Origin of the sequence: Brevundimonas sp. UBA7664 (genome assembly GCF_002483305.1) — a bacterium.
In the GTDB taxonomy this organism is placed as follows: Bacteria; Pseudomonadota; Alphaproteobacteria; order Caulobacterales; family Caulobacteraceae; genus Brevundimonas.
Window position 1 is genome coordinate 35188 of record NZ_DLHQ01000024.1, and the last position, 25057, is coordinate 60244.

At 63.2% G+C, this 25057-nt stretch carries 25 protein-coding genes and 1 pseudogene; 16 read left to right on the forward strand and 10 right to left on the reverse strand.

Annotated elements, in window-relative coordinates; all coding sequences use genetic code 11:
* The first annotated feature begins 35 nt into the window (after nucleotides 1-35).
* The 3 genes from B2742_RS04945 to B2742_RS04955 are packed head-to-tail and all read left to right on the forward strand — an operon-like array spanning nucleotide 36 to nucleotide 7419.
* Nucleotides 36-2906, forward strand: coding sequence for an SNF2-related protein (locus B2742_RS04945; protein WP_349681114.1), 2871 nt, complete (start codon nucleotides 36-38; stop codon nucleotides 2904-2906).
* A complete protein-coding gene (locus tag B2742_RS04950; RefSeq protein ID WP_292063664.1) occupies nucleotides 2906-4597 on the forward strand; it encodes a site-specific DNA-methyltransferase in 1692 nt (563 codons plus the stop codon). The genes B2742_RS04945 and B2742_RS04950 overlap by 1 nt, the downstream gene beginning before the upstream one ends.
* A complete protein-coding gene (locus B2742_RS04955) occupies nucleotides 4594-7419 on the forward strand; it encodes a DEAD/DEAH box helicase family protein (RefSeq protein ID WP_292063667.1) in 2826 nt (941 codons plus the stop codon). Before B2742_RS04950 ends, B2742_RS04955 begins: the two co-directional genes overlap by 4 nt.
* A gap of 9 nt (nucleotides 7420-7428) precedes the next feature.
* On the opposite strand, the gene B2742_RS04960 is transcribed toward B2742_RS04955, so the two are convergent.
* From B2742_RS04960 to B2742_RS04980, 5 genes are all read right to left on the reverse strand, one after another.
* On the reverse strand, nucleotides 7429-8403 hold the full coding sequence (locus tag B2742_RS04960; protein ID WP_292063668.1) for a cell cycle transcriptional regulator TrcR: 975 nt from the start codon (nucleotides 8401-8403) through the stop codon (nucleotides 7429-7431).
* 67 nt (nucleotides 8404-8470) lie between these two features.
* Complete coding sequence (locus B2742_RS04965; RefSeq protein WP_292063671.1) at nucleotides 8471-9421, reverse strand: hypothetical protein; 951 nt, start codon at nucleotides 9419-9421, stop codon at nucleotides 8471-8473.
* 31 nt (nucleotides 9422-9452) lie between these two features.
* Complete coding sequence (locus B2742_RS04970; RefSeq protein ID WP_292063673.1) at nucleotides 9453-9827, reverse strand: hypothetical protein; 375 nt, start codon at nucleotides 9825-9827, stop codon at nucleotides 9453-9455.
* Nucleotides 9828-10570: 743 nt separating this feature from the next.
* Nucleotides 10571-11632 carry a hypothetical protein gene (locus B2742_RS04975; RefSeq protein WP_292063675.1) on the reverse strand — a complete coding sequence of 354 codons (1062 nt, stop codon included), beginning with the start codon at nucleotides 11630-11632 and terminating at the stop codon, nucleotides 10571-10573.
* 264 nt (nucleotides 11633-11896) lie between these two features.
* Nucleotides 11897-12553: a hypothetical protein gene (locus B2742_RS04980; protein WP_292063677.1), complete on the reverse strand. Its 657-nt coding sequence runs from the start codon at nucleotides 12551-12553 to the stop codon at nucleotides 11897-11899.
* Nucleotides 12554-12952: 399 nt separating this feature from the next.
* Here B2742_RS04980 and B2742_RS04985 point away from each other — a divergent pair, with 399 nt between their 5' ends.
* Nucleotides 12953-13543, forward strand: coding sequence for a recombinase family protein (locus tag B2742_RS04985; RefSeq protein ID WP_292063679.1), 591 nt, complete (start codon nucleotides 12953-12955; stop codon nucleotides 13541-13543).
* 173 nt (nucleotides 13544-13716) lie between these two features.
* Here B2742_RS04985 and B2742_RS04990 read toward each other — a convergent pair whose 3' ends face one another.
* Nucleotides 13717-14628, reverse strand: coding sequence for a helix-turn-helix domain-containing protein (locus tag B2742_RS04990; protein WP_292063681.1), 912 nt, complete (start codon nucleotides 14626-14628; stop codon nucleotides 13717-13719).
* Nucleotides 14625-14885 carry a hypothetical protein gene (locus B2742_RS04995; RefSeq protein ID WP_292063684.1) on the reverse strand — a complete coding sequence of 87 codons (261 nt, stop codon included), beginning with the start codon at nucleotides 14883-14885 and terminating at the stop codon, nucleotides 14625-14627. Before B2742_RS04995 ends, B2742_RS04990 begins: the two co-directional genes overlap by 4 nt.
* 77 nt (nucleotides 14886-14962) lie before the next feature.
* On the opposite strand from B2742_RS04995, the gene B2742_RS05000 reads away from it, so the two are divergent.
* From B2742_RS05000 to B2742_RS05010, 3 genes are read left to right on the forward strand one after another with little or no spacing between them, the layout of a single operon-like run.
* Complete coding sequence (locus tag B2742_RS05000; protein ID WP_292063686.1) at nucleotides 14963-15100, forward strand: hypothetical protein; 138 nt, start codon at nucleotides 14963-14965, stop codon at nucleotides 15098-15100.
* Nucleotide 15101: 1 nt separating this feature from the next.
* Nucleotides 15102-15476: a LexA family protein gene (locus B2742_RS05005; RefSeq protein ID WP_292063688.1), complete on the forward strand. Its 375-nt coding sequence runs from the start codon at nucleotides 15102-15104 to the stop codon at nucleotides 15474-15476.
* Complete coding sequence (locus B2742_RS05010) at nucleotides 15476-16717, forward strand: Y-family DNA polymerase (RefSeq protein WP_292063690.1); 1242 nt, start codon at nucleotides 15476-15478, stop codon at nucleotides 16715-16717. Before B2742_RS05005 ends, B2742_RS05010 begins: the two co-directional genes overlap by 1 nt.
* Here B2742_RS05010 and B2742_RS05015 read toward each other — a convergent pair.
* Both B2742_RS05015 and B2742_RS05020 read right to left on the reverse strand, forming a co-directional pair.
* Complete coding sequence (locus tag B2742_RS05015) at nucleotides 16714-17358, reverse strand: SOS response-associated peptidase (RefSeq protein WP_292063692.1); 645 nt, start codon at nucleotides 17356-17358, stop codon at nucleotides 16714-16716. The genes B2742_RS05010 and B2742_RS05015 overlap by 4 nt on opposite strands.
* Nucleotides 17342-18112: a 3'-5' exonuclease gene (locus B2742_RS05020; RefSeq protein WP_292063694.1), complete on the reverse strand. Its 771-nt coding sequence runs from the start codon at nucleotides 18110-18112 to the stop codon at nucleotides 17342-17344. Before B2742_RS05020 ends, B2742_RS05015 begins: the two co-directional genes overlap by 17 nt.
* 140 nt (nucleotides 18113-18252) lie before the next feature.
* On the opposite strand from B2742_RS05020, the pseudogene B2742_RS05025 reads away from it, so the two are divergent.
* From B2742_RS05025 to B2742_RS05045, 5 genes and pseudogenes are all read left to right on the forward strand, one after another.
* A pseudogene (locus tag B2742_RS05025) lies at nucleotides 18253-18666 on the forward strand (DUF72 domain-containing protein); the annotation flags it as partial.
* A 2-nt stretch (nucleotides 18667-18668) separates the two neighbouring features.
* On the forward strand, nucleotides 18669-19031 hold the full coding sequence (locus B2742_RS05030; RefSeq protein WP_292063712.1) for a GFA family protein: 363 nt from the start codon (nucleotides 18669-18671) through the stop codon (nucleotides 19029-19031).
* A 59-nt stretch (nucleotides 19032-19090) separates the two neighbouring features.
* Complete coding sequence (locus B2742_RS05035; RefSeq protein WP_292063696.1) at nucleotides 19091-20149, forward strand: NAD(P)-dependent alcohol dehydrogenase; 1059 nt, start codon at nucleotides 19091-19093, stop codon at nucleotides 20147-20149.
* A gap of 160 nt (nucleotides 20150-20309) precedes the next feature.
* Complete coding sequence (phbB, locus tag B2742_RS05040; RefSeq protein ID WP_292063698.1) at nucleotides 20310-21035, forward strand: acetoacetyl-CoA reductase; 726 nt, start codon at nucleotides 20310-20312, stop codon at nucleotides 21033-21035.
* 99 nt (nucleotides 21036-21134) lie between these two features.
* Nucleotides 21135-21884: a DUF4908 domain-containing protein gene (locus tag B2742_RS05045; RefSeq protein WP_292063699.1), complete on the forward strand. Its 750-nt coding sequence runs from the start codon at nucleotides 21135-21137 to the stop codon at nucleotides 21882-21884.
* Here B2742_RS05045 and gloB read toward each other — a convergent pair.
* Nucleotides 21881-22603 carry a hydroxyacylglutathione hydrolase gene (gene gloB / locus B2742_RS05050; RefSeq protein WP_292063702.1) on the reverse strand — a complete coding sequence of 241 codons (723 nt, stop codon included), beginning with the start codon at nucleotides 22601-22603 and terminating at the stop codon, nucleotides 21881-21883. The genes B2742_RS05045 and gloB overlap by 4 nt on opposite strands.
* Before the next feature lie 45 nt (nucleotides 22604-22648).
* On the opposite strand from gloB, the gene B2742_RS05055 reads away from it, so the two are divergent.
* From B2742_RS05055 to B2742_RS05070, 4 genes are all read left to right on the forward strand, one after another.
* Nucleotides 22649-23422: a class I SAM-dependent methyltransferase gene (locus B2742_RS05055; protein WP_292063704.1), complete on the forward strand. Its 774-nt coding sequence runs from the start codon at nucleotides 22649-22651 to the stop codon at nucleotides 23420-23422.
* 10 nt (nucleotides 23423-23432) lie between these two features.
* Complete coding sequence (locus tag B2742_RS05060) at nucleotides 23433-23936, forward strand: SixA phosphatase family protein (RefSeq protein WP_292063705.1); 504 nt, start codon at nucleotides 23433-23435, stop codon at nucleotides 23934-23936.
* Nucleotides 23933-24289 carry a DUF952 domain-containing protein gene (locus tag B2742_RS05065; RefSeq protein WP_292063707.1) on the forward strand — a complete coding sequence of 119 codons (357 nt, stop codon included), beginning with the start codon at nucleotides 23933-23935 and terminating at the stop codon, nucleotides 24287-24289. Before B2742_RS05060 ends, B2742_RS05065 begins: the two co-directional genes overlap by 4 nt.
* Nucleotides 24280-25057, forward strand: a 778-nt coding sequence (locus tag B2742_RS05070; RefSeq protein WP_292063709.1) for a quinone-dependent dihydroorotate dehydrogenase, incomplete at its 3' end; no start/stop codon positions are given. The genes B2742_RS05065 and B2742_RS05070, both read left to right, overlap by 10 nt.

The following is a 25057-nucleotide window of genomic DNA, read 5'->3' on the forward strand; positions in this document are numbered from 1 at the left end:
GCTGTCGCTAACGCCCCGGATCACATCGGGGGAACATGAGCGCCACGCCCAGCTATACGCCTCATCAGGCCAAGTATTTCGCGCACTTCTTGACCCGTGAGGGTCTCGATGAAGGCGAAGGGCTGACCCAATCGCTGTCATCGGCGCGGGTGGACCTGAACCCCCACCAAGTCGATGCCGCGATGTTCGCGCTGCGATCTCCGCTGTCCAAGGGCGTGCTGCTGGCCGACGAGGTAGGGCTGGGCAAGACCATCGAGGCGGCGCTGGTCCTGTCACAGCGCTGGTGGGAGCGCCAACGCGACCTAATCCTGATCGTGCCCGCATCGCTGCGGAAGCAGTGGGCGACCGAACTGCGCGAGAAGTTCTCGCTGCCCTCGGTGATCCTCGACGCCAAGCGGGTGAAAGACCTCGCCAAGGTCGGCAAGCCCAACCCGTTGGGGCGCGGCGAGGGCATCATCATTCTGTCTTACGAATACGCTGCGCGGATCGCCGACCAGCTTCGTGGCATCCCGTGGAACCTCGTGGTTTTCGACGAGGCGCACAAGCTGCGGAACGTCTACCGGGCCATCGAGACCTCGCGGGCCGCCGTGCTGCGCGACGCGCTGGCCGGTCGCCAGAAGCTGCTGCTGACGGCCACGCCGCTCCAGAACAACCTGATGGAGCTATACGGCCTCGTCACCATCATCGACGAGACCTACTTCGGCTCGGAACAGGCGTTTCGGGCCGAGTTCGGCGGGCGCGAGGACAAGGCGGCCCAAGCGCTGCTGGCGCGGCGACTGGAGCCTATCTGCAAACGCACGCTGCGCCGTCAGGTCCAGAAGGCGGGCTTGATCAACTACACCAACCGTCTGCCCAAGACATTCGACTTCACCCCAGACAAGCTGGAGACCGACCTCTACGAGCACATGTCGTCCTACCTGCAACGGGATGACACTCTGGCCGTGGGGCAGAACGGCCGACACCTCGTCACGCTGGTCCTGCGTAAAATCCTCGGATCGTCGTCATTCGCTGTGGCCGCGACGCTCGACAAGATGGTCACCCGCCTTGAGCGGAAGTTGGCCGTCAATGAAGAAGCTCTCGACGACATTGATGGCGTCGAGGAGACCGCCGAGGAGTGGCGTGAGGACGGCGACGCCCGCGAAGCCGAGGCGCTGGAGGACGAGACTGACGACGACATCGACGACATAGACCCCGCGCACCTGAAGGCCGAGATCGACGAACTGGCGCGCTATCGCGACCTCGCCGCGTCGATCCAGACGAACGCCAAGGGAAAGGCGCTGCTCGATTGTCTGCCGGGCGTGCTCGACGAGATCGTCGGCAAGGGTGGTCAGCGGAAGTCCGTGATCTTCACCGAGTCCGTCCGCACCCAGACCTATCTTCGGGAGCTTCTGGAGCGGCATGGCTTCGAGGGCCAGACGGTCGTCCTGAACGGCTCGAACTCCGACAAGGACAGCAACGCCATCTACAAGGCGTGGCTGGAGAAGCACCGGGGAACCGATGTGGTCTCCGGCTCCAAGACCGCCGACATGAAAGCGGCCATCGTGGACGCCTTCCGCAACGACCGCACTATCCTGATCGCCACAGAATCGGGTGCCGAGGGCATCAACCTTCAGTTCTGCTCGCTGCTGATCAACTACGACCTGCCTTGGAATCCCCAGCGGGTAGAGCAGCGCATCGGCCGCTGCCATCGCTACGGCCAGAAGATCGACGTCACCGTCATCAACTTCATGAACCGGAAGAACCAAGCCGAGGCGCGGATCGTCCAGCTTCTGGATCAGAAGTTCAAACTGTTCGAGGGCGTCTTCGGCTCGTCGGACGAGGTGCTGGGTGCCATCGAATCCGGCGTCGATATCGAGCGCCGCATCCTCGACATCGTGCAGTCCTGCCGCACCAACGACCAGATCAACGAAGCCTTCGACGCGCTTCAGGCCGAGTTCAGCGTCGAGATCGACGAGGCCAAGACGGAGGCCCGCAACAAGCTGCTGGCCGAGATGGACGACAAGGTGATCTCACGCCTGAAGTTCCGGCAGGGCGCGGTCGCTTCGTCGCTGAACGAGTTCAAACGCGCGTTGCTCACGCTGGCTCGCGCCGAACTGCCCGAGGCACGTTTCCACGAGGATCACGTCGAACGCTTCGACTACGACGGCGACACCTACTCGTCAGAATGGCCGGAGGCAGACGAGCGCGGCTGGCGCTTCTTCCGGCTGGCTGACGAGGGTCTGGCCGACGAACTGGTGACGAGAGCCAAGGGACGCGATCTGGGCGCGGCCGAGGTGGCGTTCGACTACGACGCCTACGACGGGCAGCTTGGCGATGTGGCCCCGCTTCGGGGCAAGAGGGGCTGGTTGAAGGTCGCGCGGCTAAAGCTTGTCACGCCCGCGCGCACCTTTGATGAACTCATCTGCGCCGCCATTACGGATACCGGCGAACTGATCCATGCCGAAACCGCCGCCCGCATGATGAGCGTGCCCGCCTCGGTCACCGGAGCCGCCGATGGTGCGGCACCGGAGAGCGACTTGTCGAAGTTGCTGGAGGACGGCCAGACCGAGATCGTCGGCCGAGCGCAGGAGAGGCTGGGCGACTTCCTCAATGAGGAGGAGGAGCGGCTCGACAACTGGCGTGACGACGCGCGGGTCTCCTACGACCAGCAGATCAAGGCCCTGACCAAGGAAGCCAACGAGAAGAAGAAGCTGGCCCGCGCGGTCCAGAACCTTCAGGAGAAGGTCGAGCTACAGCGCGAGGCATCGGCCTTGAAGCGTCAGGCTGACGACCTCCAGCATCAGCTTTACACCCGGCTGAAGGAGATCGACGACGAGCGCGAACGCATGCTCGACGAGATCGCCGACAAGCTGTCCCTGACGCCCGAAATGACGACCCTATTCACGATCCGATGGAGCCTTGCCTGATGGCCGCCAAGACCAAGCTGGAACTAACGTGGATCGGCAAGGAGAACCGGCCTCGATTGGAGCCGCGCATTCTGATCGAGGAAGAGCGGCTATCGCATCACGCGACGGCGCGACGAGACGGTGACAAGTTTAACAATGTCCTTATCCGAGGTGACAATCTGCTCGGATTGAAGGCGCTGGAAGCTACTCACACAGGCAGCGTGAAGTGCATATATATAGACCCGCCGTATAACACCGGATCGGCATTCACTCTCTATGATGACTCAGTGGAGCATTCGCTCTGGCTCGGCTTACTAAGAGAACGAGTTTCAGTGCTCCACCGTCTTCTATCCGACGACGGTTCAATTTGGATTTCGATTGACGACAGAGAGGGACATTACCTTAAGGTCTTAATGGACGAGATTTTCGGCCGGGCCAATTTCGTTGCAAACGTCATCTGGCAAAAGAAGTTTTCTGCACAGAACGATGCCAAATGGCTGAGTGATGTCCATGAACACATACTTGTATACGCTCGAAACAAGGAAATCTGGCGTCCAAATCGCCTCCCCATCGCAACAAAGACTTCAACGAAAAGGTCGAACGCCGACGACGACGCGAGGGGCGCATGGATTTCGGTAGACTACACCTGCAACAAAAATCGCCAAGAGCGGCCGAGGCTCTACTACCCAATCAAGAATCCGAACACCGGGGAGGAAGTTTGGCCCAAGGAGACGGCTGTGTGGAGGTTCTCGCCGGAGACACATGCGAAGAATGTGGAAGAGGGCCTTGTTTATTGGGGGAAGAAGGGCACGAATTCTGTGCCTCGATACAAGAACTTCAAGGCCGTAGAAGCCACTGATCAAGTGCCAACAACTCTGTGGCTCCATGAAGATGTAGGAAATACGCAGGAGGCGAAGAAGGAAGCGGTCGCAAGCCAGCCTGATCAGCCTTTCCCCACGCCAAAGCCTGAGAGGCTAATCGAGCGGATTTTGCAGATCGCGACCAATCCCGGTGACCTCGTGCTCGATAGCTTCGCCGGTTCCGGCACGACCGGAGCAGTGGCTCACAAGATGGGCCGTCGTTGGATCATGGTCGAACTCGGTGATCACTGCGAAACTCACATCGTTCCCCGCCTTAACAAGGTGATCAACGGCGAAGACTCCGGTGGCATCACTGAAGCTGTTAGCTGGAAGGGTGGCGGCGGATATCGCTATTACAAACTGGCACCCTCGCTGCTGGAGAAGGACCAGTTCGACAACTGGGTGATCTCCAAATCCTACAACCCCGCGATGCTGGCCGAGGCGATGTGCAAGCATTTTGGCTTCGCCTACGCGCCTTCCGACGAGCACTACTGGATGCACGGCCATTCGTCGGAGACGGACTTCATCTACGTCACGACCAACAGCCTGACCCATGAGCAGCTTGCGGCCATCTCGGATGAAGTGGGACCAGAGCGCACCCTTCTGATCTGCTGCAGAGCGTTCCAAGGCGGCAACGCCGACGCCTTTGGCAATCTGACCATCAGGAAGATTCCGGGCGCAATCCTCGACCGGTGCGAGTGGGGCAAAGACGACTACTCGCTGAAGATCGAGGCTCTGCCGCTGATCGAGGACGAGCCGGAAGGAGTAGTGGACGAGGCACCGCGCCGGAAGTCGGTCGGTAATCCGAACCAGCCCGGCCTGTTCAACGGCGACGAGGAGGGCGAGGCGTGAGCATCTCGGCCGTCGATCCCAAGCGAGCCGAAACTCAGATCAATCAGCGTCTCTCGCTGCGGAAACCACAAACGGAATCCTTGCGTCGCCTCGCGGACATCGTGGACCTGATCGCTCCGTCCAAGAAGACGGTTGTCGATGCCGCGCGCGACGCGATCCGGGCCGCCTATGGCGATCTGGACGATGCCTATTTCGAGGACTTCGAGCGCGACTTCCCCAGCGTCTGCTTCGCCTTGGCAACCGGGGTCGGGAAGACCCGGCTGATGGGTGCGTTCGTCAGCTACCTGTTCATGATCGGCAAAAGCCGCAACTTCTTCGTTCTGGCCCCGAACCTGACCATCTACGAAAAGCTGCTGGCCGACTTTCAGCCGTCCAGCCCGAAGTATGTGTTCAAGGGCGTGGAGGCGTTCGCCCATCAGCCGCCGTTGATCGTTAACGCCGAGAACTACGAGGAGGGTCGCGGCGTGCGCGGCACAGACCTGCTGGGGCAGGAGGCGGCGATCATCAACATCTTCAATATCTCGAAGATCAATTCCGACACGACCGCATCCCAGCGGAAGGGCCAGCTTCCCCGGATCAAGCGACTTCAGGAATACATCGGCGAGAGCTACTTCAGCTATCTGGCGGGTCTCGACGATCTGGTCCTGCTGATGGACGAGGCGCACCGTTATCGCGGCTCGGCCGGGGCCAAGGCTATCGCTGAACTGAAACCGATCCTCGGGCTGGAAGTCACCGCCACGCCCAAGAGCGTCGGTGCCAAGTCGGCCGCCTTCAAGAACGTGGTCTATCGCTACGATCTACCCGCCGCGATGGCGGACGGCTACGTCAAGGAACCGGCGGTTGGCACCCGCGCCAACTTCGATCCGAAGTCGGTCGATGAGGACACGCTGGAGCACATCAAGCTCGAAGACGGCATCCACTACCACGAGCATGTGAAGGTCCAGCTTGCGACCTACGCCAAGCAGAACGAGAAGCCCCTCGTGCATCCTTTCATGCTGGTCGTGACGCAGGACACCGACCATGCCCGGCGTGTGCGGGAATACGTCGAGTCCGACAGCTTCTTTGAGGGTCGCTACAAGGGCCGGGTCGCGGAAATCCATTCCAAGCTGACGGGCGAGGAGAGCGACGAGAACGCCCAAAGACTGCTCAACATCGAGAAAAGCGGCGACACGGACATCGTGGTTCACGTCAACAAGCTGAAGGAAGGCTGGGACGTCTCCAACCTCTTCACCATCGTCCCGCTGCGGGCCTCGGCCTCCGACATCCTCACCGAGCAGACCCTCGGCCGGGGTCTGCGTCTGCCCTACGGCAAGCGCACGGGCGTCGATGCCGTGGACACTCTGACGGTCATCGCCCACGACCGCTTCAACGACCTGATCGAGAAGGCCAAGGACGCCGATGGCGTCATCCACTCGCTGAAGCAGGTGAAGATCGGCGACGGCGGCGACGTCTCCACCGCCAAACCGGTGATGGTCGAGGCCCCGTCCGTCATCGAGCAGATGCTGAAGCAGATCGTGCAGCCGCCCGAGGACTCTGTAGCCGTCGAATTCGCGCCTGACCCTAAAGCCAGCGGGATGTCCGAGAGGCCCGCGCCCGCCTTCACCTTCCAGAAGGAGGAGGAACTGGCGCTGGCGCAGACCGTGCTCACCGATGTCTTGCCGAGGATCAAGACGCAGATCGGCACCATGCGCGACCTCAACGACGACAAAGTGGTCAAGCGCATCGTCGCCGACGCCATGGCGATCCAGCGCAGCAAACAGGGCCTGTTCTCGGAACTGACCGAGGAGCGCGCCGAGGCCGTGGTGAAGGAGTTCTGTGCCGCGTTCGTCGCCAAGACCATCGCCATCCCGAGCCTCACGGTCACGCCGCAGGATCAGGTGTCGTTCGGCTTCCAGCCCTTCACACTCGACGTCGGTAGCTGGAACTACCAGCCGCTCTCGCGCGAGCTTTTGGTGCAGGTGCTCCGCACCGAGAAGCAGACCGTGATCAGCGGCGAAGAGGGCGGCGACACGCCCGCGCGACTGGAGGACTATCTGGTCGTCAAGCTGATCGACTTCGACGAGATCGACTACGACGCCCACGCCGAGCTTCTCTACGACCTCGCCGGTCAGGTGGTGGCGCACCTGCGCGGCTATCTGAAGGACGACGAGGAGGTCCGCGCCACGCTTCAGGGCTGGAGCCGGGACATGGCCAAGGCCGTATTCGCCCAGATGCGCCAGAACATGTGGCGGACCACGACGACCTATCGGGTGACCCTGAACGCCGCTTTCAGCGAACTGAAGCCACAGGCATTCGACGGATCAGGCAAAGACGCGGTGCGCGACTTCCGCAGCCCGCCCGAGCGGCTGAACGAGATCAAACGCTTCATCTTCACCGGCTTCGGCCCGCGTGCCTGCTACGCGCAGGCGAAGTTCGATTCCGACACCGAGCGGAAGATGGCGGTCCTCTTGGAGCGCGATCCTACGGTCGATCTCTGGATGAAGCCCGGCCCCAACCAGTTCAAAATTTTCGACAGCGAAGGGTCCGCCTACCGCCCCGACTTCGTGGTCGAAACCAAGACCGAGCGCCTGATCATCGAGACCAAGCGGCGCTCGGACATGGACGATGTGGAAGTTCGCCGAAAAGCCGACGCTGCCTCTCTCTGGTGCTTCATCGCAACCGAACACCACGCCAAGCAGCACGGCGACAAGCCGTGGCGCTACGCGCTGGTGCCCGACGATGCGGTGCAGCCGAACGCGACGCTGGACGGTCTGCTGTCCCAATTCGTGCGAGCGCCGGATGCGGACCTGCGAGGACGATATGAGTTGCGCGAAGGCGGCTAATCCGAAACGTCAAACATCGAGGTGATAGCTGGCCTCGCCCCAGCGTAGGACGCGCTTGTCGGCGTCCGTCGAGATTTCAATTTTGGACGGGTGCAGGCGGGCTTCCGGTGGAAGGTGCTTGGAGGCGACCCAGACCTTCTCCGTCAGGTCTTCAAGGCCAGAGAAATGGCTTTGGAGCTTCTCGAACCGCGCCATGTCAGAAAGGAGATCGAGATTGGTCTTCGACCAGCCCAAACTTCGGTTGGCCCCCTGCGGTGACGACCGGAGTTGGTGGAACGGTCTGGTGCCGCGCATGGGTGGGGGATTGATCCGCGCTGGGGCTTGAAGGCAGACAAGGGAGTTCTTCGGGCAGTCTGCTACCTTCTTCAACAAGCCAGCGCTGAATAGGGGTGCAAGGACTTCTTCCTCCAAGGCTTCCAGTTGACGCCCCCGGTTTACCTCCACGAGAAAGAGCGTCGCCGCTTCTGTCTGGAGGGCCAACGCGGGCATTTCGTCGATCTTGAAAACTGACCCTTGCGTTCGAAGCCGCTCCGCTTTGGACTGGAGTGTGCCCACGGTCAGGCCGATGCTGCCAGCAGTGTAATACCGAGTAATCCAAGTGCTGTGCCATGCATTCCTGCCATATGTGAGAAACGCCAAGCGCGTGAGTTGTGCCCCGTAGATCGGCGCGTCTCGAAGTGATGCCGAGGCGGCCTGTGTGAGCGTGTCTGAAATCCATGCCCAAGGCTTTGACAGCGACCGCGTGGCGTCCGCTTCGCAACGGTGAATGTCGTCTTTGTTCAACCAGCCCGATTTAACTGGATCAGTAGTTTGTGGGCGGGGAACCATCTGGTCGTCGGCGATGAGTTTGACCTCAAATCGAGCAATACCGATAAACTCTGCAATCTGCTCGAACGTCAGAGCGGTGTTGTCCACAAGCCACGCGGCGATACCCCGAGCTTCTGACGTGCTGACGCCGATAGGCTTGCCGAAAATCGAGTGCATCGAAGAACTGCAACAAGCGCAGCCATGCCCGTCAAGGGCCAGACTTGTGTTAGTGATGTATGTCTCGCTAACCCCATTCCAACTCGCCGGTGAAGCGGCGATAGCTCTTCCAGTCGCCGCCTACCACTTCGTCGATCCGGGCGAAGCCGAGGGCGTCGCACTTCGACTCCACCGCCGCGATCAGAGTCAGCGGGGTTGGTGCGTTGCGCTCAATGTGGACGTCTCGCAGTATCCAACCCGCCCCCTGAGTCAAAGGCCGAAACTCCACGAGGCACTCGTCCCTAAATTCCGCCACCGCCATCTTGCCTGCCGCGACCTCAGCCAGCCGGTGAGACAAGCAGTTTCGATACCTTCGGCCAGCTTCAATGAGCGCGCGCATGGTCGCGAGGGGACGAAGTTGATCGTCACCCACAGGCAAAGGGTGGGGCGGCATGCGGTCGGCGCGTCGAAGCAAGCGGTCGAGCAGTCTGGGCAACGTCGATGTCGGTCGCATGAGCGCGATAGCTTGCGCTACCGCTTCATCCGTCGCGCGAGTGCTGACGGATTGAACAAAGTTCACGGCCGCATTGAACGTCAGAGCTTCGGGTCCAGTGTCGATCCGAACGAGCGTGTTGGAGTGATGCCAGCGGACATCGAGCGCCGACAACACTTCCAACTTCCGGCGGGTGATCCGTCCCGCTCCACGCAGCGCATCGGCCGCTCTGACATCGTTGCGGGCGAGCATCTGGTGGATCGCGAGATAGTCACCCGGCCGATCCAAAGGTCGCTCTCCGATGCGTTCGAGCAGACCCGGATAACCCTCGGGGACATCACCAAACGCCGCACGGAGGATGTCGGCGACGCGGCCGTGGCGGATCACCTCCGCGAACGACTGCGGAAAGAGGTCTTCACCCGCATCGAAAACACCGGCCTTTACCTCGTGTGCTGCCAGCGCTGAGAAGATCGCCTGACGACGCGCCGGAGCAGCCGTGAGCACGCGGGCGATGGTTCCGGGGGCCTCGTCGTCGGCCCGGATCAAAGCAGACGTGCTCCACCCGAGCAGCCCGCCCTCACGCATTGAAGCGCTCCCACGGAAATCGGCCTTGCCCTTGAGCGTTCGGCGCAGTCTGGAAGGCGACCCAGCGCCATTTTCTGGTCTCGCCCGGCGAGGTAGCTTGGTCGAAGACGATGCGATTCGGATCGTTGGTGAGGTCCGCAAGGATCGCCTTGATCGCGATGGCCTCGGGGACCACGACGGGCACGGTGATTTCCCCGTCAGCTTCTGCGGGGGGGCTGATAAAAAGCCACTCTGTCGTGCTGATCCATTGGTGAGGACCGGCGACGGCATTCATGTAGAGTTCGAGTTCGAGACCGTCGATCTCGCCCGCCTCGTCAACGACGGCTCGGACAGCAAGACATCGCAGCGGGGCTTCTTCCGGTGCCATTCAACCTCCTGTTTTGTGGGGGTTTCAGGGTCTCACGGAAGCTGGGTCCGTCAACCAAATCACCGACGATTAGAAGCGATCCAGCCGGTCGTTAGGCGGTCGTTTGCCAGACCGTGGCCGTGCTCACCGCATGAAGAGAGTGCCCAAAACTGTGAACTACCGCCGCTGGCCGAAGCGGAGGGCGAGAGCACCGGCCAAGCGCTCGACGGCGAAGTTCATCACGACGGTCGTGTTTGTGGCCGTGGCTGCGTTCGCTGGGACGATGTGGTGGCCTCGGTCTGGAGAACTAACGCCAGCCGAAGCTGCGACGCCAGCCTACGACTTCGTATGCGACGTCGCCTATGTGAACGACGGCGATACTCTCCGCTGCCGAGACGGCACGCGCGTTCGTCTTCACGCCATAGCCGCCAGAGAAACTGACAACTCCTGTTCGCCGGGACACCCGTGCCCGACAGCTTCGGCCGCGACCAGCACCGCCGCCCTGACTCGGCTTGCCGGAAACAGAATCAACTGCTTACGCACGGGGCAAAGCTACGAACGGGTGACCGCGATCTGCCACAACACATCAGGCGTCGAGATAAATTGCGCCATGGTGGAGAGTGGTGCCGCGTTGATCTGGGATCGCTTCAACCGACAGCGGCCGATCTGCACTTCACGATAAACCTCTGTCCTCGGACTTATTGATTTTGATGACCCGGACGCGGGTAAGGTTGGCGTCGGCGCAGCAGACATCAACTGGCGGCCTATCCTTCATCCTGTTGGCCATTGTCCGGGTTATCTCCCCAGAGCACGTCGGCATTCTTCAAAAGCATTTTCAGATACTGGTGTCGCGCGTTGACGATATGAAGCTGTAGCCCGCTCGTCAGGTCGATGTAGCGGGAGTGCAAAAACGGAGCATTCTGAACGAAGCTATGCTCGGCCTTGATGTGCGCTCGTGATGCCTCAAGAGCCTCAAACCATTCGGCCTTGTTGCGATCCTGACTGCCGAAATCCGCCCTCTCGATGATGGTCAGGACTTCCGCTTCGAGCTTGGCGATTTCGCCATTCAACCGTTCTTGACGCCAAACTGGAAAGCCGGTCTCGTCGAGCAGATTTGGGAAGTCGTCGGGGGCATTTGCCGTAATGCTCCGCTCCACCGCCATCATGAGCTTCCGAACCCTTTGCCCGGCTTCGACTGCCTCAGCGGGGGTCCACCCTTCTCTGACGTTCAGATGGCCAACGACCCCCCGCCCAATCTCGTGGGCGAGTTCATTACGGAACAGGAAGAGCCGCTCCAGTTCCTCGAAGTCACTTCCTTCAAGCCATGGCGCGCTGATTGTAGTGCCGATGGATTTGGCGCTTGCGTAGGCATCTTCAGTGCTGCCGAAAGCGGTAAGAACGCGGTTCATCAGGCTCATGTATTTCGGGAAGCTACCTACGCTCGTGGCCGCACTCAGAAGATTTGCTACCGAAGCGCCCTGTGTCAGAAGCTGCACCATTACCTTGTCGCTGACCTGACCCTTCAAGTCGCCGGTCGTTAGCGATGATGGAGAATAAGCAGCAAGGTCGGCAAAACGCGATTTGGCGTGCCACTCCAAGCATGTGACATATGCCACGGCGTAGTAGGAGACGATCTCGGCTCCATACCACGGGAACCACCTTTCGGATTTCGGCTCCGCCTTATCCAACATGTCTCGGACCTTCTCGGCGTCTTCAATAAGCCCGTCTAAGCGAGCGAGCGCCGTGTAGGCGTTCAGGAAGTCACCTGTTGGATCGCCGAACTTCGTGGCGAAAGCGACGTTCGGGTGCAGTGCGTCGTCGGTCATTTTCCCTCCAGCTTCGTGCGACCCTCACTCGCAGCCATCGCCGCCGCAACCCCATTCCCCCTATTAGAGAAGGTCTGGCCTCGACCGAGTGAAACGAGGCGAGGACGACCTGTATATCTATTGTCGAGCGAACCGTAAGGTGACGCTCTGTATTAGAGGGAACCGATAAGAGCTATATTCAGAACCGAGGGCTACTCCCTCTATTAATATATTTGTATTTGGGGGTATTAATAGAGGGAACACTTCTGCCGGCGCAAACAGGGATCACAGAGGCGTGGCGTCGCCTGTGGCCCAATGGTCCAGCGCCATGGCCGAGGATGAGCGGGAGTGGAGCATCGCGTTCCCCTTGAGCGGCTTGTTTTTGGCGTCGGTCGTTTCGAACGGTGCAAGCCAGCACTGACAGTTCGGCGTGTAGACCATGGCCCTGTTATCGGTGAGATCGACCCAGACGACGTGCAGATCGTTGTAAGCGGAACCGCCGCCAGTGTGCATGAACACGCCGATGTAGCCGGAACCCCCGGCCGCCATTTCCTCGATCAGGGCAAGCGTGGCGTCAGTGAACTTCGCCTTCGATCTCTTCGCCGTCTTCACCGCGACATCGTAGGGCCAGAGGGTCGCGGTGGCGGTCCAGTCGGGCCGTTTCCAACTCTTGATCCTTGGTCCTGTATACGCCTTAAGGGTCAGCTTGTGGCGGAACTTCTTGTCCTCGCCATTGTCGAAGATCGTTGCCTCCAGCGCCAAAACGTCGGCGAACGCTGGGAAGGGCATCACCCGACCCTTTGAAGCTTCGTGCTGACGATCAACGACACGCTCGCACCACCGAACGAAATCAGGGTTCTTGTGGAGAGCGCAGTTGAGCAAGGCGTTATCTTGCCCAAGGTAATCAAGTTCAGCCACGACGGCTGCGAAGGGGTTGTCCATCTAAAGTCCGAAAAGCAAAAGGCCCCGCGATGAGCAAGATCGCAGGGCCTGAGTTTTCGGATTAGATTCAGAACTGAATGCAAAGTTCCGATCATATTTATCCAATATCTAATGGCCCGGTCCAAACGTCTTGCTCACGGCAGAACAGGTTATGATCCTATTTATCGTCTAAGGAAGCAGTTGCTGTCCATATGTTTTGCGGCCTCCATCCTGCGGCCTGCTCGATACGCAAGCGTCCCACGAAGAGCGTCTTCCCAGAACGTATACTTCTGGGAGATGTGGGATCACGCGCGTGGAAGTATCGCGTTAATCATCAGATATGGATGACAGATTCTCCGAATACCGTATCCTGAAATCTATCTCCGACAACGCGGAGCTTTCAGGGGTTTTCGGACACGGATGTTGATCGGATATTCGAGGTGCTCGGCTCGCGGACAGAACCACGAGTCACAGATTGACGCGCTGGAGCGAGCAGGGTGCGAACGCATCTTTGTCGAGACAGCATCCGGCACCCGGTCGGATAGGCCGCAGCTAACCGAGCTTCTCCAGTTTGCGCGGCCCGGAGACACCGTGGTCGTTCTTCGGCTCGACCGGTTGGCCCGAGATGTCCGTCAAATCCTCGATCTGGTCGATCAGTTCACGCGCCGCGACATCGGTCTGAAGTCCTTAAGCGAGGCTATCGACAGCACCACGCCCAGCGGGCGGCTGGCAGTGCACACGCTCGCAGCGCTCGGTCAGTATGAGGTGGAGCAGAAGCGTCTGGCTTGTGAAGCTGGGCGGAAGGCCGCAATCGCGCGCGGACGTCTCGGCGGCCGACCCAAGGCGATGGACGAGACCAAGCTCAAGATCGCAAAGGCTTTGATGGCCGACGATCAGCTTTCGATGTCCGAGATCGCCCGACAGGTCGGGGTGGCCCCGAGCACGCTTTATCGAACCTTGCCCGGCGGACGTAGCCTGCTGGAAATGACGTCTCAACACAGCGTGCCGTAGCCTGTGGTAGCGAGGGCCAACGGTTTCAGCACCTTAGCCGGACGATGCGAAAGAGTTTGCAGTGACCTGACGTTTGGGAGGGGTGCCCCTCGACGCTGGCGGGCGACCACTCCCACGGGGGCCGGTCAGTTGCCGCACACCTCAAATCCCAACTTCGGATGCGCGACCCAAAATCACTTCGGGCGTCGGCTTAAGCTCGCTGGCTCCAGATGCACTTTAAGTTCTGTGCCGAAGCGGGATGCGCTGAACAGTAGCGCCTTGAAGAATCCCGGCGCGCTGATTTGAAAACCCAGCGTGTAGACCATGTTTTCGCCGAGGATCATTTCGCTTCTAAAAATCTCCTGCTCACGCTCTGTCATGATCGGCATGTGGTTCGGAACCATAAACTGCCGCTTGTAGACCTTCCCTTGTCCGACATCCTGAATGTGGAGATTGGACATTTGCCATCCGGCGTCCGGGTGAATCGGAGCGACGGAATCTTCGAATATCAGCTCGACCTGACTGTAGAGCGCTGGTTCTTTCGCCATGTTTCCGTAGAAGACATGTAGCGAAAACAGGTCACGGTTTCCGCCCGCCGGTAGGATCGCCCAGCGAAGATAAAGTTCGGGCGCGGAAGATCGACGCATGAGGTCGCGCACCTCGTGATCCAACATCGGCTGTATCGTCGTGTTGTAACGGCGGAAATACTGGCAGTGAGGTTTGGATTGATGCGGTGCGAAGTTCGTCGCTTGCGGCACTTCGACCAAGAGAGCCAACCTCCCATTGGGCAGGTCGATCCGCTTCACCTGAACACCTTGAACCTTTGGCTCGATGTTGCTTGTGATGATTTGGTCGAACCATTCTGCTTTACCGTGGCTGGCATCGCAGCCAACGATCTCGGTCGCTATGCTGTCCCGCTCATGCAGCCCATAAACGATGGTCCCCCCAGCCGCGTTCGCCATGGCGCTTACGTCCTTGGCGATTTCCTTCTTTTTCTCCGGCTCATTCAAAAGCGAGCGGCCATCCTTGAACTCAAGATTAGATGACTCTTCCACCCCGATCAGGGCTTCGAGGTCAGCTACCGTCCAGTCAGCGACAGGTTTCATTGGCGAGGATTGGCGTTCATGCAGGTCACGACGATCCGTTCAATATCGTCGTCGCTGGGCGAATATCCCTGATTATAGGCACGGCTCATCCCGCGCTCTGAGCACGCTTTAACCGCCGCATTACGGTCGTCGCTTCGTTTAGCGTCGGCAGGATCGCGATTCATCGTGACCACCACGACCGATAAAATCGCAGCGGCAATGAAGCCGTAGAACAGCTTGCTGTTCGTCCGCTCGTGGGCTTTCTCGGCTTCATTCATAACGCTGATTGGTAGCGTCTGTGGACCATCTCGCCAACCGCCTTGCAATGAGAACATTGCAAGAACATGCTAAAGCGATGTCCACCCGCCAACCCACGCCCGCGCGGTTAGCCGCGTCCAAGAAACGGACGGAGGCGAAGATCGCCGACGCGCTGTTGAAGGTGCGCTACCGCGAGCAGATGGAAGCCATGAAGAAACTGGATCGGCCGGTCTGACGTGGCAGCACCTGCTTATAAGGGCGGCGAGACAACCGGCTTCCAATCGCCCGCCCAAGATCACATCGAGGGCGTGCCCGATCTCGCGGAGCTTCTGGAGCTACGGCGGCCGCAGCGATACGCTGTCAGGGTGAAGGGGGAGGGTCTGAGGAAGCGCGGCATCCATGGCGGCGACATCCTCGTGGTGACGACCGACGCCCCGCCGATCACCGGCAAGGTCTGCGTGGCCTTCCTGCATGGCGACGTGGTGCTGGCGGTGCTGATGGAGAAGGACGGCCAATGGTGGCTGGAGCCTTCGAACCAAACGCCCCAGCCCGTATCCGACGACACCGAGGTCTGGGCCATGATCGCAGCGCTGGTTCGGACGGATGTCTGATGTTCGGCCTGATCGACGGCAACAACTTCTATGTCTCGTGCGAGCGAGCCTTTAACCCGACCCTGATCGGCAAGCCAGTGATCGTGCTGTCGAACAACGACGGCTGCGCCATCGCCCGGTCAGCCGAGGCGAAGGCGCTCGGGATCAAAATGGGTGAGGTGTGGCATCTGTCGAAGCGCAAGCCGGAGTTCCGCGCCGTTATAGCCAAGTCCTCAAACTACGCCCTCTACGGCGACATGAGCCGCCGCGTGTTCGAGGTTCTGTCCGAGAGCTTCCAGCGCGTCGAACCTTACAGCATCGACGAAATGTTTCTGGACCTGACTCAGTTCGCGCGGGTGGACTACTGCCGCCGGGTTCGGGATCGGGTGCGTCAGATCACCAAAATTCCGACGTGCATCGGGATTGGGCCGACGAAGACGCTGGCGAAGCTGGCGAACAAACACGCCAAGGGCGGTCCGACCGGCGTGTCGGATTTCAGCGACATCGACGTCCGTCGTCAGGCGTTCGCGGAAATGCCGATCAGCGAGATATGGGGCGTAGGCGGGGCAAGTCAGACCAAGCTCAACAATCAGGGCATTTTCACCGTTGAGCAGTTCGCGGCGTTGCCGAGCGCGTCCGTCAGAAAGCTCATGACGGTGACCGGCCAGCGGACCCACGCCGAACTGAACGGGGTGTCCTGTATGCCCCTAACCCTCGCTCCAGATCAGAAGCAAACCGTCGCCGTGACACGGATGTTCGGTCGGTTGGTCGAGACTTGGGAGGACATGCGTGAAGCGCTCGCGGCCCACGCTTCGCGCGCTGCGGAGAAATGTAGGAAGCACGGTCTTCAAGCCAACGCCATGCAGGTGTTCTTCCAGACCCATCCGCATAACGGCGACCCTTGGTATCACGGTCAGCGTTCGTTCGAGATCGAGCCGACAGCCGACAGCTTCGCGATCATCAGACAGGTAGTCGCCGCCGGGCGGTCGATGTGGCGGCCAGATACACGCTACGCCAAGTGCGGCGTGATCTTGTTAGACCTCCAGCTTGCGGAGGACGCACCGCGCGATCTGCTCCCGACTGTGGACCCGGTGCGATCCGAGAAACTGATGACGGCGCTGGACGCGGTAAACGCTCGGTTCGGTCGAGGGACGCTACGGCCGGGCGGGATCAGCAAAGCGACATCATGGTCCACGCGGTCGAGCAATCGGTCGCCTCGCTACACGACGCGGATCAGCGATCTCATGGAAGTTCGGGCCTAACCCATCCCAAACCGTTCGGGACGCACCGCCGCGAACAAGTCGCGAGCGTCGGCGGACGGGTCCAGCCATAGGCCCCAGTCGTCGCGCTCAAGGATCACCGGCGCACGAGAGTGATAGTCGCCGAGCCAACCGGACGACTCTGCCGTGATGATCGTGAAGCTGCCGAACTCGCCCGCGTCGGGGGTGGTGACGCGATCCCAGATACCGGCGAACCAGAGCAGGTCATCGTCTGCGCGGGCGAAGCGATGCTTGGTCTTCGACCCCTTGTCGCCGGTCCATTCGAACCATGCCGAGGCGGGGACGATGCAACGTCGCTTGCCGAAGGCTTCGCGGAAGGTGGTTGTGCCCGCACAGGTCTCTGATCGGGCGTTGAACGTGGTCAGCTTGAAGCCATCGCCTTTGCCCTTCTCGGTGTCCTTGAGCGGCTTGCCGTTGCGCCAGAAGGGCACGAGGCCCCAGCGCATCTTCTCGACGATCCAGCCGTCCTCGCCCAGCCGCGCAGTGGCCTGACTTGTCGTCGGTCGCACATCGTCATTTGGCTCAAAATTCAGAGGGGCTGTCGTCACCGGTGCATAGGTGGACAGAGCCTCGTGGATTTCGGCCCAACTGAACTTGCCTGTGGTCTCAAAGCGTCCGCACATCGCCTTCGCCCTCCGCAGGTGGGGCAACGAGAAACGCAAGGTGCGGGCGCTCGCAGAGCCGGGCCGTGATGAACGCGGAAAGGTCAGCCTCGCTTCCAACCATCTGCTCCTCCGTGATTGCTCCTCGGAAAAGTTCGTAGCGCAGCCACACCCGGTAGGTGTTCACAACATCGGTCTCCCCGTAGTTGGCGCATTCTTGAATGCGACCGGCTCGAACGTGCTCCCAGACCTTCGAGCCGTCGATCCCCTCCGGTTTCCCCGGAAGGCCCATCATCTTGCACAGGTCGTCTAACGATGACTTCGCGTTCGATTGGAAGCTGGCGAGTTCTTCACATAGATCGACGTGCGCCTGATCGTAGCGCTTGAAGTAGGGGCGAGCGGTCAGGCCGGGAGCAGCGATGCCGTTGACCATCGCCCGGTAGCGCAGGACCGGCATGTCGAACCCATTGCCGTTGAAGGTCACTAAAGTCGGTCGAAGGCTGTCCACGCGGGCGGCGAATGCGGAGATTAAATCGACTTCTGTTCGGTCGCCGATGTGCGGTGCACCCAGCGACCTTACGCGCCAGATTCCCTCAATACGCTCTGCCACGAGGGCGGCGAGCACAGCGACCTTGTGGAGCGGAAGCTTGGGGAACTTCTCTCCAAGGATTTCTACCGCCTCATCGTCGGTGAGGACATCGCGTCCGTGCAGGCGCGCGAGCGTCTCGGTGCAGGGCACAGTTTCGAGATCGAAGACGATTGTGTGCTGGCTCAAATGACCTCCGGGGCTGGGAAGGCATTGTCGCTCAAGATTGTGATCTGTCATCCATTCCGTTGGCACCGTGGTCGCTATGAACCGCCGATCAGCGTCTTAGCGTCGAGTCAGACTCTGCTTTGTTAATCGCCTTGGTAACTATGGCCACCAAGAAATTCGATCCGGTCGATTTCGAGGGCTTCCTGAAGCTGTTGCCGAAGGAGAAGGACGGGGTGCGGCTGCGCCACGCGCTCGAGGTCCGCAGCGGGACGTTCGAGAGCGAGCAGTTCTACGACCTGGCGCGCAAATACGGCGCGGCGATCGTCTACGGCCAGGACGACGAGGCCCCGGAGTGGCCGACGATCGACCAGGACACGGCCGATTTCCGGTACGCCCGGCTGATGTCGAGCCGCGAGGACGAGTCGTCGGGGATGACCTCGAAGGAACTGGACGGGATCGTCCGTCAGACCCGCGACTGGGCGAAAAGCGGCGACGTCTTCGCCTATTTCATCGCCGGGGCGAAGGTGCGCAATCCGGCCGCGGCGCAGGCGCTGATCGCCAAGCTGGCCGGGTGACCATGCTGCGCGGCAGCTGCCACTGCGGGGCCCAGCGGTTTTCGGCGCCGGCGCCGCAGTCGGTGACGTCGTGCAACTGTTCGATCTGTTCGAAGCGCGGGGCGCTGGTCGCCTATTATGCGCCGGACGAGGTCGAACTCAGCCTGACGCCGGAACGCCTCGCCGACTACCAGTGGGGCGACCGGATGATGACCTTTCACCATTGCACGACGTGCGGGTGCGGCGTGTTCGACGAAGCGCCCGCCTGGACCACGGACGCGGGCGAGGGCCGGCCCGCGCGCCTCGTACTGAACGCCCGGCTGTTCGACGACCTCGACTTGGCCGCCGTGCCGGTGCGCCAGGTCGATGGGCGCGACGGCGGGTGACCTTGCGGGGCGGGTCCATCGTAGTCACCTTGCCCTGAAGCCAGACCCAAGGACCCTCCATGCCCATCGCCACCCGCGCCTTCGCCGCCACCTCCAGCACGGCGCCGCTGTCGCCCTACAGCTTCGACCGGCGCGATCCCGGTCCGGACGATGTGGCCATCGAGATCAAATTCGCGGGGGTCTGCCACTCCGACCTGCATATCGTGAAGAACGACCTCGGCAACACGACCTATCCCATCGTGCCGGGTCACGAGATCGCCGGCGTGGTGACCGCGGTCGGCGGCAATGTCGCCCGCTTCAAGGTCGGCGACCGGGTCGGCGTCGGCTGCATGGTCGACAGCTGCCGCCAGTGCGCGCCGTGCCGCGAGGGCGAGGAGCAGTACTGCGTGCCCGGCATGACCCAGACCTATGGCTCGCCCGATCCCAAGGGGGCGGCCGTCGGCCAGACCATCACCCAGGGCGGCTATTCCACCGCCATCGTGGTCGACCAGAACTATGTCGTGACCATTCCCGACAGCATTCCGCTGGACGCCGCGGCGCCGCTGCTGTGCGCCGGGATCACCACCTATTCGCCGCTGCGCCACTGGAAGGTGGGGCCGGGATCGAAGGTGGCGGTGATCGGCCTTGGCGGGCTGGGGCATATGGCGGTCAAACAGGCGGCGGCCATGGGGGCGGAAGTCACCGTCCTGTCGACCTCGGACCGCAAGAAGGCCGACGCCGAGCGGATGGGGGCCAAACATTTCCTGATCAACTCGGACAAGGCGGCGATGCAGGCGGCGGGCGAGAGCTTCGACCTGATCATCAACACCGTCTCGGCCACGCATGAGATCGCCAGCCATGTGAACCTGCTGGCCAAGGACGGCACCATGGTCATGCTGGGCCTGACCACCGAGGGGCTGCCGGTCTATGCGATGGGGTTGCTGTGGCGGCGCCGGTCGGTGGCCGGGTCGCTGATCGGCGGCATCCGCGAGACCCAGGAGATGCTCGATTTCTGCGCCGAGCACGGCCTGGCCTGCGACATCGAGGTGATCGCCCCGGACCAGATCAACGAGGCCTATGCCCGGCTGGAGAAGTCGGACGTGCGGTACCGGTTCGTGCTGGATATGGCGAAGATCTAGGGGCGAGAGCCGAGGGTCGAGGGTCGAGGAAGACGCGATCCGGGAGCGAGTGTCGCCCTGCTTCGACCCTCGCCCCTCGACCCTCGCCACTCCCGCCGCTACACCTGTTGACGAAGGCCCGCCGTCAGAGCGGACCACCAGCAGGGACAAGGAAACGCATATGGCTCGAGTGGCTCTGGTCACGGGTGGAACCCGCGGCATCGGCAAGGCGATCGTTCAGCGTCTGAAGGAAGACGGCATGTCCGTCGCCGCCGGCTATTCCGGCAATGTCGAGGCCGCCGAGGCCACGGCGAAGGAGCTGGGCGTCACCATCGTCAAGGGCAATGTCGGCTCGTTCGACGACTGCGCCCGGGCGGTGAAGGAGATCGAGGACCAGCTGGGTCCCATCGACATCCTGGTCAACAACGCCGGCATCACCCGCGACGGCTTCTTCCACAAGATGAGCTCGGAGCAGTGGTCGGACGTGATCCGGGTGAACATGGACAGCGTCTTCAACATGACGCGCCAGGTGATCAACGGCATGCGCGACCGCGGCTTCGGCCGGATCGTCAACATCTCGTCGATCAACGGCCAGAAGGGCCAGATCGGCCAGACCAACTATTCCGCCGCCAAGGCCGGGATGATCGGCTTCACCAAGGCGCTGGCGCTGGAGAATGCGCGCAAGGGCGTCACCGTGAACTGCATCGCCCCGGGCTATATCGACACCGAGATGGTCGGGGCCATGGACGAGAAGGTCCTGGCCGGAATCATCGCCCAGATTCCGGTCGGAAGACTCGGAAAAGGCGAGGAAATCGCGGACATGGTGTCGTGGCTGGCCGGCGAACGTGCCGGATATGTCACAGGCTGCACCCTGTCGCTGAACGGCGGTCAGTATCTGGTCGGCTGACGCGCGTCCGCCCAAAATCCGCCGTGTGCCCGTTTCACGAATAGCGTCATGGAGTTGACGGCAAGGGTCAGAACGGCGCGAACGCCGCTTCCGGCCGCGATGGCGATCGCCCTCGCGGCGGCGGCCCTTTCCCTGCTGCCTGTCGCCTCCCAGGCCCAGGCCCAGACCCGCGGCAACGTCCAGGCCGAACAGACCGAGGCCCTGCGCAATCGCGGCGCGCCGGGCCGCACCCCGCCGCCGACGGGGCGCTATGTCGCCGAGTCCGGCGAGGCCTTCATCCTCGACCGGTCGGGCCAGCGGCCCCTGCTGCGTTTCGACCGCCGCGACGAGACCTGGGTGCTGCGCCCCACCGCCGCCCCGCGCGGCGATGTCATCTATCGCAATGACGCCGGCGACCAGCTGCTGCGGGTGACCCCCGGCGGCGGCATGACCGTCTATACCGCCCGGGCGCCCGGCGGCTCTCCCGCGTCCTTCTCCGGCCCCGGCGAAAGCCTGAGCCCGCCGACCCTGGGGCCGACCCAGCTGTTCCAGCTGATGGCCCGACGCAGCGCCATGATGAGCCAGACGATCGGGCGGCTGATCGAGATCAATCTCGACACCGACGGCCAGGGCGAGGGTCTGGCCGTGGAGGCCCTGATCCTGTCCACCGATGCGGTGCTCAGGATCGCCCGCTCGCCGACCTCTCGGTCCGCGCTGGACGGGCTGCGCAGCATCACCATCGTGGAAGGCGCCCGCGCCTCGGTGACCTATGCCCGCGGCGACCTGCGGATCGTGGTGGCGCCGGCGCAGGGCGTGGCCGGGCGACCGTCCTCGGCCCGCGTCATCCAGGCCTTCCTCTCGCGGCGCTAGAACACGTCCTTGGCCGCCCGGACCGCCGCGAAGGCCTCCGCGTCGCCCGCGCGCAGGAAGGGGTTGAAGGCCTTTTCCGCGCCGATGGTCGTCGGGACGGTCGGCTCGCCGCGCTCCCGCATCGCGAAAATCTCCGCCGCCCGCGCCGCCATTTCGGGCCGGTCGTCCACGCTGAGGGCGAAGCGGGCGTTGGCGGCCGTGTACTCGTGGGCGCACCAGACCGTGGTCTCGTCAGGCCAGGCCGCAAGACGGGCGAGGCTGGACCACATCTGCCCCGGCGTGCCCTCGAACAGCCGGCCGCACCCCAGGGTGAACAGGACGTCGCCGACGAAGGCCTGGGCGTCGGCGGGCGAGCGATAGACGATGTGACCGAGGGTGTGGCCGGGCGCGTCCGTGACCTCCAGCGCCGTGCCGCCCAGCATCACCGTGTCGCCGCCGGCCACGATCCGGTCGATCGGCGCGGCCTTGCGCACCTCTTCGGGGCCGACGATCTCGCAGCCGGTTTCAGCCTTCAGCCGGGCGTTGCCCTGGGTGTGGTCGGGGTGCCAGTGGGTGTTGAGGATCAGGTCCAGCCGGCCCCAGCCGCTGGCCTCGAGATCCGCGAGGATCGCGCCTGCGTCCGGCGTGTCGATCGTGGCGACCACCCCGGTGTCCCGGTCCCGCACCAGAAGGCCGTAGTTGTCGGTCAGGCAGGGGAACAGGCGCACGTCGAGGGTCATGCGGTCATTCTAGCAGCCGCCCCCGGCGCGGCCTATGGTGGGGCCATGCGGCGCAGTATCGAGGAACTCCGGACCTTCTACGGCGAGCCCGCCGGCGCCCTGGCGCGCCGGCTGCTGGCGCGGCGGCTGGAAGACGCCTGGGGCGAGGCGACCAACAGCGATGTGCTGGGTCTCGGCTACGCCACGCCGTGGCTGGACGCCTTCGTCGGCGCGCGGCGCGTGGTCGCAGCCATGCCCGGCGGTCAGGGCGTCGAGCCGTGGCCAGCGGCGGGCAAGAACCGCACCCTGCTGGTCGACGACCGCCGCCTGCCCTTCGCCGCCGGCTCGTTCGACCGCATCCTGCTGATCCACGCCCTGGAAGAGGCGGACGACGCCCAGGGACTGATGAACGAGGCCGTGCGGGCCCTGTCCCCGGCCGGGCGGATCATTCTGGTGGCGGCGGCGCGGGGCGGGCTTTGGGCGCGGGCCGAGACGACGCCCTTCGGCCATGGCCGCCCGTTCACGCGCCGCCAGCTGGAGCGGCTGGTGCGCGCCGCCGGACTGGAGCCCACCGCCTGGTCCCAGACGCTGTATGTGCCGCCCTGGGGGCCGCTGCTGCCGCTGGCCGACGGGTTCGAACAGGTCGGCAAGCGGGTCATGCCGGGGGCCGCGGGCGTCATCCTGCTGGAGGCGACGCGGCAGGCCTATGCGCGGATCCGGCCCGGCGGGGCGGTGGCGACCGTCCCTGTGATGACGCCCGCGCTCCAGCCCCAGCCCGCGTCGCGCTCATCGCGCGATCTGTCCGACGGCGATCTGGCGGGAAGCGGCGAACGCCCTTAAAGCCCTGCCCATGCAGCGACTGATCCTGATGCGTCACGCCGAGGCGGAAGGGACGGCCGGCTCCGGCCGCGACCGCGACCGGGCCCTGTCGGCCCGTGGCCGGGCCGACGCCGCGGCCATGGGCCGGACCTTGGCCGGGCGGGGCATGCGCCCCGATCTGGCGCTGGTTTCGCCCGCGGTCCGCACCCGCCAGACCTGGGACCTGCTGCACGACGCCTTCGGCGACGTCCAGGTGCGCGAGGACGAGCCCCTGTACAACGGCGGCTCCGGGACCCTGCGCCGCTATGTCGAGGCCGGCGAGGATGAGGCGGGTTGCCTGATGGTCGTCGCCCACAATCCGGGCGTCCATCAACTGGCCGTGGAGTATCTGGTCGAGAGCGCGGCCTCTCCCGCCGTGCTCGACCGGATGAGCGGCGGCTTTCCGCCGGGCGCGGCGGCCATCTTCGCCGTCGACGTGGCCGGGCGCTGCGTCTTCGAGGGCTTCATCCAGCCGCGCGACGCGGGCGGCGCATGAGCGCGGTCGCCTACAAGCTGGTCGACGGCGCCGAGTGGGCCGCGGCCCTGGCCGAGGGCGCCTATGCCGGGTCGGCGGTCGATCGCGCCGACGGCTACATCCACATGTCGACCAGCGCCCAGATGGCCGAGACGGCACGCCGCCATTACGCCGGAAAGAGCGGCCTCGTGCTGGTGGAGGTCGCCCTGGCGCCGCTGGGCGAGGCGCTGAAATGGGAGGCGTCGCGCGGCGGCGACCTGTTCCCGCATCTGTTCGCCCCCCTGCCCGCCACGGCCGATGCCCCGCAACGCGGCCTGTCGGTCGATGCCGACGGCGTCATGCGGTTCGACGACGGAGGCGTGGGATGGCCGTGACCGACATAGGCGCGGCCCTGCTGCGCACGCTCGACCCCGAGACCGCCCACGGTCTGGCGATCCGCGCCCTGCAGATGGCGCCCCTTCCGCCCGCCAGAGCCGACGACCCGATCCTGGCGACCACCGTGGCCGGGCTGGCCCTGCCCAATCCGGTCGGGCTGGCCGCCGGTCTCGACAAGAACGGCGAGGCGCTGCACGGCCTGTCGCGACTGGGCTTCGGCTTCGTGGAGTGCGGCTCGGTGACGCCGCTGGCGCAGCCCGGCAATCCGAAGCCGCGCCTGTTCCGCCTGAGCGAGGACCGGGCGATCATCAACCGGATGGGGTTCAACAACGCCGGTCTGGAGGCCTTCGCCGCCCGGCTGGCCGGGCGGCCGCGGGACGCCGTCGTCGGCGCCAATCTGGGGGCCAACAAGGACACGGAAGACAAGGCGGCGGACTATGTCGCCGGCCTGCTCCGGCTGAAGGGTCTGGCCGACTATGTGACGGTCAACGTCTCCTCGCCCAATACGCCGGGCCTGCGCGCCCTTCAGGGCCGGGCGGCGCTGGACGACCTGCTGGGCCGGCTGGCCGAGGCGCGCGGGGCGGACCCGACCCCGGTCTTCCTCAAGATCGCGCCTGACCTGACGACCGCCGAGATCGCCCTGATCGTCGAAGCCAGCCTGGACCACCGCATCGACGCCCTGATCGTGTCCAACACCACCCTCGACCGGCCCGACAGTCTGCGGTCGTCCCACCGGGCCGAGGCCGGCGGCCTGTCCGGCGCGCCGC